Raw genomic sequence first — 13,055 nt, 5'->3', positions numbered from 1 at the left:
CGTGGCGGCGTAACATATATTCATTTTAAATCAAATAATTAACAGGAAAACCTGTTGACCTCGGGACGGGAATATTTCTCTCATGGAAAAGCCAAGCTATAACACCTTGACTGCGTTAATCCTCGCATCACTCGCCAGCGGCAGCGTTCTGGCACAACCAGCGGATACCATGGTGGTCACCGCTTCCGGTTTCCAGCAAAGAATCCAAGACTCGCCAGCGACCATTTCGGTGATCCCTCGCCAACAACTGGAAACCAGAGCCTACCGCGACGTTACCGATGCGTTGAAAGACGTGCCGGGCGTAGTTGTCACCGGCGGTGGCAGCAGCAGCGATATCAGCATCCGGGGCATGTCCTCCAAATACACGCTGATCCTGATCGACGGTAAGCGCGTCGATACCCGTGGCACCCGCCCTAACAGCGATAATGCCGGTATCGAACAGGGTTGGTTGCCCCCATTGCAGGCGATTGAACGTATTGAAGTGGTGCGCGGGCCAATGTCTTCACTTTATGGTTCCGACGCCATGGGTGGGGTGATCAACATCATCACGCGCAAAACCTCCACCACTAAAGCCTGGACCGGCTCTCTGCAAGGCGATGCCACCATCCAGGAAGACCGGAACTCCGGCGATATCTACCAGACCAACGCCTACGCCGCTGGCCCGCTAATCGATGGACTGCTTGGCCTACGCGTGAATGGCCTGTTTTCCCACCGTGGGGAAGATCACTTCGTCAACGGCTTTAACGAACAGCGGATGCGCAGTGGCACGGCAGTCTTCAGCCTGACGCCGGACGAGCGGAACGATTTTGATTTTGAAATCGGCCGCTCCCTACAGGATCGCAACAGCACGCCGGGCAAGTCCGTGGCATCAGAAAACTGCCGCAAAGGCGTCTGTAAACCCAACTCCTCCAGCGACAACCTGTATACCCGTAATAACTACTCGATCACGCATAACGGTACTTACGACTTTGGTAACAGCACCAGCTACATTCAGCGCGAAGAAACCAATAATCCAGGGCGCGACATGAAGATGTACAACACCATCTTCAACACCCAGACCCAGTTTGATCTTGGCGACCACATGCTGAACCTCGGCGGGCAATACCGTTACGAGAAACTGAGTGACGGCGGCAACCAACTCGAAGCAGCAGATGGCCTGGATCAGTTGACCCGCTGGAGCTGGGCGCTGTTCGCCGAAGATGAATGGGCGCTGACCAACGACTTCAGCCTGACCACCGGCATCCGTATGGATCGCGATCAGAACTACGGTAGCCACTGGACACCACGCATGTACGGCGTATGGCACCTGACGGAGATGTGGACCGTGAAAGGCGGCGTGTCAGCGGGCTACCGCTCACCGGACCTGCGTCAATCCTCTGCCAACTGGGGCCAAATCACCGGCGGCGGTGTGAGCAATGGCATCATCGTGGGTAACCCAAATCTGAAGCCAGAGAAAAGCATCAGTGAAGAAGTTGGCATTCTGTGGGACAACCAGGAGGGGCTGAACGCAGGTATCACCCTGTATAACACCGATTTCAAAGACAAGATCACCGAAGTTCGTCGCTGCAACAGTTCAAGCGATCCGGCTTGCACCATCGGTGACACGACATATGATTTCGTCAGCGACCGCGTCAACGTGGATAAAGCCAATATGCGTGGTATCGAAGTGACCACCGGCTGGCAGATCACCGACGACTGGAAGCTGAGCACCAACTACACCTTTACCGAGTCAGAACAAAAGAGCGGCGAGTTCCAGGGCAAGGCGCTGAACCAGATGCCGAAGCACATGATCAATGGCGTGCTGGATTGGCAAGCTACTGAGGATCTGGGCCTGTGGTCACGCGTTAACTTCCGCAGCGAAACCTCGGAATACCTGAGCCGTACCTCTATGGCGGTCAGCACGCCATCCTATACCTTTGTTGATGCCGGGGTGAGTTATCAGGCACTTAAAAACCTGCAACTCAGCGGTGGGGTTTACAACATTCTGGATAAAACCGTGGATTACGAACACTACAACACCACGTTGGATGGCCGTCGTTACACCGTGGGTATGACTTACAACTTCTGATTACCGCCCCTCACCCTACCCCTCTCCCACAGGGAGAGGGGACCTACCGTGCCACAATTCGACTCCCACATCTGACCTTTGCATGGGCGCAGCATGCGGCGCCCCTACGCAACACCGCTCTGCTCTCTCGCACTGTGGGTGAGGGAAAAAATTGATAGCCCAATGACCGACCGGCATTATTGCCATCGTATTTTGAAGTTAGAGTTTAGCTGGGATTGTTTTTTGGAGGGGAGAAATAACGCGGCGGTTGCCCGCCGCGTTTAGTGCTAATGACTTACTTATTTGGGTTCCACTTCGGGAATTCCATTTCGCTGTACTTCACGACTTTAGTGCCGCGCGTCAGCTTGTAACCGAACCAGATAATCAGGAACAGTGGAATACCGATGTAAGTTGCCGTCACGCCGTACCAGTCAATGCGGTCCGCCAGGAAGGCCTGATAGTTCTGCCCCAGCGTGATGATCAAGCACAGCACGAAGGCAAACATTGGCCCCAACGGGAAGAAACCGGATTGATACGGCAGATCGTTCAGGTTATGCCCTTGCATCACATAGCCGCGACGGAAGCGGTAGTGGCTGATAGCGATCCCCAACCAGGCGATAAAGCCGGTCATACCCGAGGTATTCAGCAGCCACAGGTACACGGACTGGTTGCCGAACATCGAACTCAGGAAGCACAACGCCGCCACCACGGTGGTCGCATACAGCGCATTACGCGGTACACCGCCTTTCGACAGTTTGGCGAAAATACGTGGTGCCTTACCTTCCGAAGCCAACGTAAACAGCATACGGGTGGAGGCATACATCCCGGAGTTACCCGCAGACAGTACCGCCGTCAGGATCACCGCGTTCATCACCGCCGCCGCAGAGAGCAGGCCAGCATGTTCGAATACCAGCGTGAACGGGCTGACGCTGATGTCTTTCACGTCATTACGCAGCAGGCTTGGATCGGTATAAGGAATGATCAGGCTGATGATCAGGATCGCGAAGATATAGAACAACAGAATACGCCAGAACACCTGACGTACCGCACGTGGAATGTTCTTGCCTGGATCTTCCGACTCACCCGCAGCGATACCGATCAACTCAGTACCCTGGAACGAGAAGCCGACGATCATCGCCACGCCTATCATGGCCGAGAAGCCACCGGCAAACGGCGCATCGCCGATCGTCCAGTTATGCCAACCGGCGTTTTCACCGCCCTTCAGGATACCGAAAATCATCAGTACGCCGAGGCCGATAAAGATAATCACCGTGCTCACCTTGATCAGTGAGAACCAGTATTCCGCTTCACCGAAGCCTTTGACCGAGATGTAGTTAAGCAAGAACATCAGGCCCAGGAACAAGGCGCTCCAGATCCAGCCCGGCGTGTCCGGGAACCAGTAGTTCATCACCAGTTGCGATGCTACCAGATCGACCGCAATGGTCACCGCCCAGTTGTACCAGTAGTTCCAGCCCAGCGCGAAGCCAAAGCCTTCTTCAACATACTTGGCACCATAGGTCGAAAACGATCCTGAAACCGGCATAAACGCCGCCAGCTCACCCAGGCTGGTCATCAGGAAATACACCATCAGACCGATCAATGCGTAGGAGAGTAGTGCGCCACCTGGCCCTGCCTGGGAAACCGTTGCACCAGAGGCCACAAACAGGCCGGTACCAATGGAACCGCCAATGGCAATCATGGTTAAATGCCGCGCTTTCAGCTCGCGGCGTAATCCGGGTGCTTGCTGCCCCGCTGTTTTTATATCCTGCTGAGCCATTCTTACCCTATCTGCTCGTCAAAAATGAGGGCCGGATTGTAACAAATACCCGCCCGCGCACTAGTAACATTGCCCTGATATAAGATAGCTTCATAATCCGGGGACAATTATTAGCAACGGCCCTAATGGTTACTTTGTGTGATCTTGAGCGGACTTTGGCCCAACGCAGTAGCTCAGGAAACGCTGTAACGCATTGGAAATATGCTTTTGCCGATGGTGGATCAGGTATAGCGTACGCATCAACGGCGGCAGAGGGATACTTAGCTCCACCAACACCCCGCTGGCCAATTGCTCCTCCACTACGCGACGTGACAGGCAACTGATGCCGATGCCGTGACGTACCGCGTGCTTGATCGCTTCCGAGTTGCCTAACTCCATCACCAGTTGGAAGTTCGGCATATGTGCCAACAGCAGATGATCCAGCACCTCTCGCGTACCAGACCCCCGTTCCCGCAGGATCCAAGGGGCGCTGGCCAGTGTTGCCAGCGTCACCGGTTGCTGCGTCAACGGGTTATCCGGCGCAGCAAACACCACCAGCTCATCCTCCAGCCATGGCTGAGTGACCAGTTCCGGCATGTGGCATGGTCCTTCGATCAACCCCAGATCGACACGGAAATCGGCTACCGCAACAATCACCTCCTGGCTGTTTCCCACATTCAACTCCAGCGGAGTCGCAGGAAAATCCTGCCGATAGTGGGCAATCATCTCCGGCAGCATATAGTTGCCGATGGTGCTGCTGGCGGCGATACGCAGCGCCCCGCTGTCATGCAAAAACAGCTGTTCAATTTCCCCCGCCTGCTCCAACAGAGCCAGCGCTTTGGGGTACAACAAACGACCATGCTCGTTGATCACCAGGCGTTTGCCCACGCGATCGAACAGCAAGACTTTCAGTTGCCCTTCCAGATCGGCCAGCGCCGCGCTGACCGCCGATTGTGATAAAGCCAATACCACTGAGGCCTGAGTGGTTGATCCGCTTTTCAGTACCTCAGTAAAGACTTCCAGTTGGCGCAAAGTGATATGCATAGCAGCCTCGACATAAAGAGAATTGTTAGCCAAAAATCAGACCAAACCATTTAAATAAAAACACCAAAACATCAGCCACGGGGGCATCGGTAAGTTAACGTCCCTGCCTTATAAGATTATCACGTTTACGACACCTAGCCTGGTGCTCAAGATAATCGACAGACGCTAAACCACTTATATCGATAAGTTATAAATATATAATCAATTTCTCTTTTAGGTCGTCTGCTTTTATCATTGCGTTCAGGAATTTAGCAGAGGACAAAATCATCATGGCGAGTGACAGCACTCATACCTATCCCGAACAGCGCTTTCCCCTGTTTGGACTACCACGGCTGATACCAGGCTTACTGCTGACCGGCGCGCTGACCGCGTTTTCGGTCTGGGCGGGGGATGTTCCCTGGATTGCCGGGCTAGGATTAGGCGCCCTGACGTTGGCGATCCTGCTAGGCATTCTGGTCGGCAACACGCTGTATCCGTGGCTGCAACCTAGCTGCCATAGCGGCGTACAGTTGGCCAAACAACGACTGCTGCGCCTGGGGATCATCCTTTATGGCTTTCGTTTGACCTTCCAGCAAATTGCTGACGTGGGAGCCAGCGGTATCATTATCGATGCCCTCACTCTGAGCAGCACCTTTTTCCTGGCCTGCTGGTTGGGGAAAAAAGTGTTTGGCCTGGACAGCCAAACCACCATGTTGATCGGTGCTGGTAGCAGCATCTGTGGGGCCGCTGCCGTGATGGCCACCGAGCCGGTGCTGAAGGCCGACTCCAGCAAGGTGGCCGTAGCCGTCTCGACCGTGGTGGTATTTGGTACGCTGGCGATCTTTGCCTATCCATGGCTATACCAGTTGAATGAGCATTTCCAGTGGCTGCCATTCACACAGGAAACCTTCGGCATCTACGCGGGTTCAACAATCCATGAGGTAGCTCAGGTAGTGGCTGCTGGCCACGCTATCGGCCCGGATGCGGAAAACGCGGCAGTGATCGCCAAGATGATCCGCGTCATGATGTTGGCGCCGTTCCTGTTGTTGCTGTCTGGTTTCATCAGCCGTAAGGCAGGGAGCGGTAGCAAGAGCGAAAAATCGGCCATCACCATTCCATGGTTTGCCGTGTTGTTTATTGCCGTGGCCGGGCTGAACTCGTTCAACCTGATCCCGACTACGCTGGTGCAGCATCTGATCACCATCGATACCTGGATGCTGGCAATGGCGATGGCAGCGCTCGGCCTGACTACCCACATCAGCGCAGTGCGTCAGGCTGGCGTGAAGCCCATCCTACTGGCGACATTGTTGTTTGCCTGGCTGGTGATCGGCGGTGGCGCTATCAACCTGCTGGTGCAACACCTGCTGTAATCTAACCTTTCTTCTACTGCGGGCCTGGGTTTCCAGGCTCGCTTCATTTCACCGCCATTCAATCCTTCGCTTATCAATGCCATAATGGTGCCGATATCAGAGGAGAATGAAAATGAAGTTTGTCGGTGCACATGTCAGCGCTTCAGGTGGTGTGGATCAAGCCGTGATCCGCGCACACGAATTAGAGGCGACCGCATTCGCCCTGTTCACTAAAAACCAGCGTCAATGGAAAGCAGCCCCACTGCCAGCCGACGTGATAGATAAATTTAAAAGTGCCTGCGCACAGTACGGCTACGGCCCAGGGCAAATCCTGCCGCACGACAGCTATCTGATTAACCTTGGCCATCCGGTAACAGAGGCATTGGAGAAATCCCGCGAGGCGTTTCTTGATGAGATGCAACGCTGCGAACAACTGGGGCTGACGCTGCTGAACTTCCACCCAGGCAGCCACTTGATGCAGATCGATGAAGACAAGTGCCTGGCACGGATTGCCGAGTCGATTAACATCGTGCTGGATAAAACCCAGGGCGTTACCGCCGTGATCGAAAACACCGCCGGGCAAGGCAGCAATCTGGGGTTCAAGTTTGAACACCTGGCAGCCATCATCGACGGTGTGGAAGACAAGAGTCGCGTCGGCGTCTGCATTGATACCTGCCACGCTTTCGCCGCCGGTTACGATCTGCGTACCGAAGAAGATTGCCAAAAGACGTTTAAGGAACTGGGCGACGTAGTGGGCTTTAACTACCTGCGCGGTATGCATCTTAACGATGCCAAGAGCGAGTTTGGCAGCCGGGTTGACCGCCACCACAGTCTGGGCGAAGGCAATATCGGTAAGACCGTATTCAGCTATATCATGCGCGACGAGCGTTTTGATGGGATCCCGCTGATCCTGGAGACGGTGAATCCGGATATCTGGGCCGAGGAGATTGCCTGGCTGAAAGCGCAGCAATAGCTTGCTGTGGGGATAAAAAAAACCGGCATGGTTCAGATGCCGGTTTTTTTGTTTTGCGTAACCGTTAGGCCAGCGTGGCTACCGGCACTTCAGAGCGTTTGATGACCGCATAGGCCACACCCGCCAACAGCGTACCCGCAACAATCGCCAGCAGATACAGCAGTACCGGTGAGATTGCTCCAGGGATCAGCAGTACGAACAGACCACCGTGTGGTGCCATCAGTTTTGCACCGAAGGCCATCGACAGTGCGCCGGTCAAGGCACCACCGGCGATACAGCACGGCAGAACGCGCATTGGATCACGAGCCGCAAACGGGATTGCCCCTTCGGTGATAAAGCACAGCCCCAACACCAGTGCAGCCTTGCCCCCTTCCTGTTCGGATTTCTCGAACTTGCGGCGTGCCAGAATGGTCGCCAGCCCCATCGCCAGCGGTGGCACCATACCTGCCGCCATAATCGCCGCCATAGGTGCGTAGACCGAAGAACTCAACAGCGCCACGCCAAAGGCATAGGCCGCCTTATTCACCGGGCCGCCCATGTCGGTACACATCATCGCACCCAGAATAGCGCCCAGCAGTACCGCGTTAGCGGTGCCCAGCGATTGCAGCCAGTTGGTCAGGCCTTCCATGATTTTCGCGACGGGAGTACCCACCACGTAAATTATGATCAAACCGGTGATCAGGCTGGCAACCAGTGGAATAATCAGGATTGGCTTAAGCGCTTCCATACTCTGTGGCAGATGCAGCTTACTGCTGATGGCCTTGGCCACATAACCCGCCAGGAAACCGGCAATAATACCGCCGAGGAAACCGGCACCGGTGCTAACCGCCAACATCCCGCCGATCAGACCGGGCGTTAGGCCAGGACGATCCGCAATGGAGAACGCGATATAACCCGCCAGAACCGGCACCATCAGCGCGAAGGCCGAACCGCCACCGATCTGCATCAGCGCCGCAGCCAACGTCCCCTTCACTTCAAACGCCTTGATACCAAACACGAACGACAGCGCGATACACAGACCGCCCGCCACGACCATCGGCAGCATGTAAGACACGCCGGTCAGCAGGTGGCGATAAGGCCCGGCGCTCTCTTTCTTCTTGCCTGAGTTCGCGGTGCCACCGCTTTTTTGCGGCTGGAAGATCTCGGCTTCAACCTGCGCCTTATCCAGTTCCTGCACGGTTTTCTTCAGTGCCAAACCGGTCGAGGTACGGTACATCGGCTTACCGGCAAACTTGTCCAGATCCACTTCAATATCCGCCGCGACGATCACCAGATCGGCCGCCGCCACTTCTTCTGGCGTGATGGCATTCCCGGCACCTACGGAACCACGAGTTTCCACCTTCACCCACCAGCCACGCTTCTTGGCTTCGCTCTCGATGGCTTCGGCTGCCATAAAGGTATGCGCAACACCGGTCGGACAGGCAGTGACGGCAACAATACGTTTCGGACCGGCGGTTTTTACCAGGGTCACAGACTGCGCCGGAGCCTGATACGGTTTGGCTTGTGCCTGGGCCGCGGTCAGGAAGGCTTCGGGTTCACGCACCGCGTGTTCCACATCACCAATATAAACCTGTTTGCCGTTCAGCTCGGCGTCAGCAGGAGCGGAAGCACCCGCCACCACGACCAGTTCAGCCTCGCTGACCGAGTTAACCAGCGTCAGGCCGGTTTTGGCCGCAGCGGCCTCAAGTATGCGTTTCGCCAGGTGGCTACGAGCCTGTCCGAGCGAACTGTCTATCATCAGCAGCGTTTTCATTCTGCCTCCTGCGATTAATTAAAGGGTTTCAGATCGACACGCGCCATCATCGCGGCCAACTGCGGGCGATCGGTGATGCCAACGTTGCTCTGGCTAACGGCCAGAGCAGCCACGGCAGTCGCCAAGCGCAAGGTATGTTCACTGGATTCACGCATCAGCAGGCCGTAGATCAACCCGCCAACCATGGAATCACCGGCACCGACGGTACTGACCACTTCACAGGCTGGCGGTTTGGCGATCCAGGCACCAGAGGCGTTAACCCACAGCGCTCCTTCAGCACCCAGTGAAATCACCACATGGGCAATGCCCTGTTCACGCAGGGCGTGAGCGGCTTCAACCACATCGTCCAGCTTCGGCAACGGTTTGCCAGCCCAGATTTCCAGTTCGCGGCGGTTGGGTTTGACCAACCACGGAGAGGCTTTTAATCCGGCCACCAGCGCTTCACGGCTGCTGTCAAAAATGATGCACGGACACTGCGCACGCAGGCGGGTCATCCACTCGGTAAAGGCTTCCGGAGCAACACCGGCAGGCAAACTGCCGCTGACGGCAACCATGTCAAACTGACCCAGCCAGCTGAGGGAATCCGTCACAAAACGTTCCCAATCCTGCGGCGTTACTTCAAAACCGGAGAAGTTGAAGTCGGTCACTTCACCGTCTTTTTCCGTCAGCTTGACGTTGATACGCGTACGCCCAGGAACCACCTGGAAACGGTTGGCAATACCCAAATCGCTGAACAACAGCTGGAAACCATCCTGGTTGTCTTTACCAAGGAAACCGCCAACGGTGACATCGATACCTAAATCTTTCAGTACCTTGGCAACGTTGATCCCTTTACCTGCCGCATGTAGACCGGCGGTTCTTACCAGGTTAACCTCACCCCGTTCGATCTCCGGGCAAAAGCCCACCAGATCGTAAGCCGGGTTCAAGGTTATGGTCGCTACTCTTCTGCTCATGCTGCACCCTCGCCAAGACCTTCACTGATTGCTTCACCGATGGCTTTCAGCGCCGCTTCAGCATCGTCACCACTGGCGGTAAAGCGCAGGTGATGGCCTTTTTTCACACCCAGTGCCACCACCTTCATCAGGCTGCGACCGTTGGCCGGTTTACCGCTGCCGTCGAGATTGGTGACGGTAATGTCACTGGAAAACTGTTTGATCACGTTGACCAGCGCCGTGCCCGGGCGGGCATGCAGGCCATGTTCGTTACGCACTACATATTCCGCAGTCAGCACCGCGCTCTCTTCAGCAACTTCGCTGGTGAGTAATGCCAGCACGCCAACCGCATCGGCGTTCAGCAAACGTTCAGCTTTTTGGCTGACTAACAGATCGCTTAAGTAGTTCAGCACCGTCAGCGGTTGCTGATCGGCCACGGAGACGGTCAGCAACAGCGCGACCTTTTCACCTTCTTCTTCAAACGCCTGCGCCGGGCGGCTGACGGTAGCAGCGCTGATCAGGTTGCCTTCGGTGCTGTCACTCAACCAGATCCCCTGCCCCAGGTTCAGCGGCTTACGGGTGATCACATCGCTGACAAACTGGGCGTTGACCGCACCGATTTTTTGCAGACGGCCCGCGTTCAAAGCCTGTAACGTCATCAGGGAATCAGCAGCCACATCGAGGGAAATCAGTGAGGCATCAAACTTGAATTCAGCCGCCAGCTTCTCGCCCATCAGCAGGCTGCGCAGTTCTTCGGTTGACGTCGTTTTTGCCAGTTGTTCGGCAACGCTGTCATCACTGAGCACATGCGTGAGCTGACGCAGCAGCGCCAGGTGTTCATCGGAGCGTGCGGCAATGCCGATCACCACATAGGCCGTCTGGCCTTCGCCCCATTCGATGCCCTGTGGAAACTGGAATACCTGCACACCGGTATTCAGCACCAGATCGCGGGTATCGGTAGTCCCATGGGGAATGGCGATGCCGTTGCCGAGATAGGTCGATGTTTGCAGCTCACGCTGCAGCATGCCATCAACATAACCGGCGCTGACGCAGCCGGCAGAGGTGAGCGCTGCCGCTACCTGCCGGATGGCTTCCTGTTTGCCGCTAGCCGCAGCTCCCAGGTGAATATCTTGCTGTGACAACTGGAACATGGTTCTCCTCTCCTGCCGAATTGAATCGTTTCAGCCACGTTAAGAAAAAGGAGCGTTACCCATCGCCTAACCAAGCCATCGATAACGCTGAAACGTTTCAATGAGTGTGTAAGCTGCTATCACCGAAAGCAAGTTTTCTTAATCTTGACGTGATAGTTTTTTGAACTTACGCACACTTTTCTCGCTGTTACCCCTACGTACAGGAGAAAATGGCATACTGTGCTGAAACAAAGCTGAAGGAGAAAAACCAAAATGGTCGCAACCGGTATTGGGGTCATTATCGTTAATGCTGAAGGGCAAATCCTGCTGGGCAAACGCTGCGGGACCCACGCCCCTTTCTGGTCGATCCCGGGGGGCCATCTGGACGCCGGGGAAACCTTTGAGCAGTGCGCCCAGCGCGAAATCGCCGAAGAAACCGGCTTGCAGATAGCCACGCCGACCTTTATTGGCGTCAGCAATAATCTGCAAACCTGGCGCGCAGAGGGAAAGCATACGGTGTCGATCTGTATGCTGGTTCAGCATCCAGGAGGCGAAGCGGAGTTAAAAGAGCCGGAAAAATGTGCCGAATGGCGCTGGTGTTCCCCAAACGATCTGCCGCAACCCCATTTTGAGGCGAGCAGAACGGCAATCCACCTCTGGCTGAGCCAACAGGTGTATCTGCCTGTATTTTGACGTTATTCCTCTCTATATTTTCTCCTGTCCGTCAATAAATAGCGCTATATAAATCAAAATATAACGCTATTTTATTGCTCAATTACTCTATTTTTCACTGTAAATACCCCTAAGGTATTAGGTTTATTTGGCGAAAATATCTATACTTATTCGGATAATTCGGCCTGGTGTCGAACTTTTTTTGGCAAGATTTTCCTTGGTATTTCATAACTATAAGTGGGTTCAATATGAGCAAAAAACAAACTGGCTTTGAAAAGCGACGCCGGTGGGGATGGCTATGGATTTTGGTAATAGGGATTATTCTCGGTGCCGCACTGCTGGCGGGAACCGCGACCGTCTTCCACAAAACCAGTGATACCGCCTTCTGTGTTTCCTGCCACACCATGCAACAACCTCTGGCCGAATACCAAGGCAGCGTCCACTTCCAGAACTCTAAAGGTATCCGCGCCGAGTGCGCCGACTGCCACGTCCCTCATGAGCCACTCGATTACCTGTGGACCAAGATCCGCGCGGTGAAAGATATCTACGGCGAAATGACCGGCAAAATCGACACCCCAGAAAAATACGAAGCCCATAAGCTGGCCATGGCGCAATCGGTGTGGAAAACGCTGAAAGAAAACGATTCGGCAACCTGCCGTTCTTGCCATAGCTTCGACGCCATGGATATCACCGCCCAGCGTCCTGAAGCGCGTATTCAGCACCCGGTGGCCATCAAGCAGGGCGAAACCTGTATCGATTGCCATAAAGGTGTCGCGCATATCCTGCCGGATATGAGCGGTGCCGCACAGGCCGGTGCTGCCGAGCTGGCGAAAGCGGCAGCGGAAACGTCACCAACCGCAACTACGCTGTTCACCATCGCCACCGAACCGTTCTTCCTGAAAGCCGACGAGACCCATAACGCCGGTAACCTGATGCCTTCCACCGAAGTGCACGTGGTGAAGCAGGAAGGTGACAAGGTGCTGGTCGACGTCAGCGGCTGGCAACAGGATGGCGTCAGCGAAGTGTTCTACGCCGCGCAGGGTAAACGTATCCTCAGCGTATTGCTGGGCGAAGACGCGCGCAAACTGCTGAAAACCACCAGCACCATGACCGATGCCGAAACTGGCCTGGTCTGGCATCAGGTGTCACTGCAGGTCTGGTTGCCACGTAAGCAACTGATCGACGACCAGCAGAAAATCTGGCGTTATACCGCCGATATGATGTCCGCCAACTGTACCGGTTGCCACGGCTTGACCGCCCTCGATCGCTTCAACGCCAACCAGTGGATCGGCGTGATTAAAGGTATGGCTCCTCGCACCTCGTTGTCGCAGGAACAGCTGCGCGTTCTGACCCAATACGTTCAGAAACATGCCAGCGATATGCAACCTGCCCCAGCGGCCAAGAATTAAGGAGAAGCGAA

Annotated in this window: 10 protein-coding genes; 5 read left to right on the top strand and 5 right to left on the bottom strand. The window is 55.2% G+C overall.

Annotated features, from left to right (window positions below):
* Positions 1-82 precede the first annotated feature (82 nt).
* Entirely contained in the window at positions 83-2,068 is a 1,986-nt protein-coding gene (locus U869_RS0118375) for a ligand-gated channel protein (RefSeq protein WP_025120625.1), read from the top strand.
* Between the two features lie 274 nt (positions 2,069-2,342).
* On the opposite strand, the gene U869_RS0118370 is transcribed toward U869_RS0118375, so the two are convergent.
* Both U869_RS0118370 and yieE read right to left on the bottom strand, forming a co-directional pair.
* Positions 2,343-3,824, bottom strand: a complete 1,482-nt coding sequence (locus tag U869_RS0118370) for an amino acid permease (protein ID WP_025120624.1) — start codon at positions 3,822-3,824, stop codon at positions 2,343-2,345.
* Positions 3,825-3,953: 129 nt separating this feature from the next.
* The gene (gene yieE, locus U869_RS0118365) at positions 3,954-4,847 is read right to left on the bottom strand and encodes a DNA-binding transcriptional regulator YeiE (RefSeq protein WP_025120623.1); all 894 of its coding nucleotides are present in this window, start codon (positions 4,845-4,847) and stop codon (positions 3,954-3,956) included.
* A gap of 269 nt (positions 4,848-5,116) precedes the next feature.
* Here yieE and U869_RS0118360 point away from each other — a divergent pair, with 269 nt between their 5' ends.
* Together U869_RS0118360 and nfo are read left to right on the top strand one after the other, a co-directional pair.
* On the top strand, positions 5,117-6,196 hold the full coding sequence (locus tag U869_RS0118360; RefSeq protein WP_025120622.1) for a YeiH family protein: 1,080 nt from the start codon (positions 5,117-5,119) through the stop codon (positions 6,194-6,196).
* Positions 6,197-6,308: 112 nt separating this feature from the next.
* Positions 6,309-7,148 carry a deoxyribonuclease IV gene (gene nfo, locus U869_RS0118355; protein WP_025120621.1) on the top strand — a complete coding sequence of 280 codons (840 nt, stop codon included), beginning with the start codon at positions 6,309-6,311 and terminating at the stop codon, positions 7,146-7,148.
* Between the two features lie 64 nt (positions 7,149-7,212).
* Here nfo and fruA read toward each other — a convergent pair whose 3' ends face one another.
* Genes fruA through fruB form a run of 3 tightly spaced genes read right to left on the bottom strand, consistent with a single transcriptional unit; the run spans position 7,213 to position 10,984 of the window.
* Entirely contained in the window at positions 7,213-8,901 is a 1,689-nt protein-coding gene (fruA, locus tag U869_RS0118350) for a PTS fructose transporter subunit IIBC (RefSeq protein ID WP_025120620.1), read from the bottom strand.
* 14 nt (positions 8,902-8,915) lie between these two features.
* A complete protein-coding gene (gene fruK / locus U869_RS0118345) occupies positions 8,916-9,854 on the bottom strand; it encodes a 1-phosphofructokinase (RefSeq protein WP_025120619.1) in 939 nt (312 codons plus the stop codon).
* Positions 9,851-10,984: a fused PTS fructose transporter subunit IIA/HPr protein gene (fruB, locus tag U869_RS0118340; protein ID WP_025120618.1), complete on the bottom strand. Its 1,134-nt coding sequence runs from the start codon at positions 10,982-10,984 to the stop codon at positions 9,851-9,853. Before fruB ends, fruK begins: the two co-directional genes overlap by 4 nt.
* Positions 10,985-11,236: 252 nt before the next feature.
* Here fruB and U869_RS0118335 point away from each other — a divergent pair, with 252 nt between their 5' ends.
* Positions 11,237-11,656, top strand: coding sequence for an NUDIX hydrolase (locus U869_RS0118335; RefSeq protein WP_025120617.1), 420 nt, complete (start codon positions 11,237-11,239; stop codon positions 11,654-11,656).
* A gap of 227 nt (positions 11,657-11,883) precedes the next feature.
* The gene (locus tag U869_RS0118330; RefSeq protein ID WP_025120616.1) at positions 11,884-13,044 is read left to right on the top strand and encodes a NapC/NirT family cytochrome c; all 1,161 of its coding nucleotides are present in this window, start codon (positions 11,884-11,886) and stop codon (positions 13,042-13,044) included.
* Positions 13,045-13,055 lie beyond the last annotated feature (11 nt).

Source organism: Serratia sp. H1w (assembly GCF_000633355.1).
Taxonomy (GTDB): domain Bacteria; phylum Pseudomonadota; class Gammaproteobacteria; order Enterobacterales; family Enterobacteriaceae; genus Chania.
Note: the sequence above shows the minus strand (reverse complement) of the source record. Positions and strands in the feature narration are given on the sequence as shown.

Coding starts and splice junctions, on each gene's coding strand:
- fruK (WP_025120619.1), bottom strand. CDS start 9,854: ATGAGCAGAAGAGTAGCGACCATAACCTTGAACCCGGCTTACGATCTG.
- U869_RS0118330 (WP_025120616.1), top strand. CDS start 11,884: ATGAGCAAAAAACAAACTGGCTTTGAAAAGCGACGCCGGTGGGGATGG.
- nfo (WP_025120621.1), top strand. CDS start 6,309: ATGAAGTTTGTCGGTGCACATGTCAGCGCTTCAGGTGGTGTGGATCAA.
- U869_RS0118375 (WP_025120625.1), top strand. CDS start 83: ATGGAAAAGCCAAGCTATAACACCTTGACTGCGTTAATCCTCGCATCA.
- fruA (WP_025120620.1), bottom strand. CDS start 8,901: ATGAAAACGCTGCTGATGATAGACAGTTCGCTCGGACAGGCTCGTAGC.
- yieE (WP_025120623.1), bottom strand. CDS start 4,847: ATGCATATCACTTTGCGCCAACTGGAAGTCTTTACTGAGGTACTGAAA.
- U869_RS0118370 (WP_025120624.1), bottom strand. CDS start 3,824: ATGGCTCAGCAGGATATAAAAACAGCGGGGCAGCAAGCACCCGGATTA.
- U869_RS0118360 (WP_025120622.1), top strand. CDS start 5,117: ATGGCGAGTGACAGCACTCATACCTATCCCGAACAGCGCTTTCCCCTG.
- fruB (WP_025120618.1), bottom strand. CDS start 10,984: ATGTTCCAGTTGTCACAGCAAGATATTCACCTGGGAGCTGCGGCTAGC.
- U869_RS0118335 (WP_025120617.1), top strand. CDS start 11,237: ATGGTCGCAACCGGTATTGGGGTCATTATCGTTAATGCTGAAGGGCAA.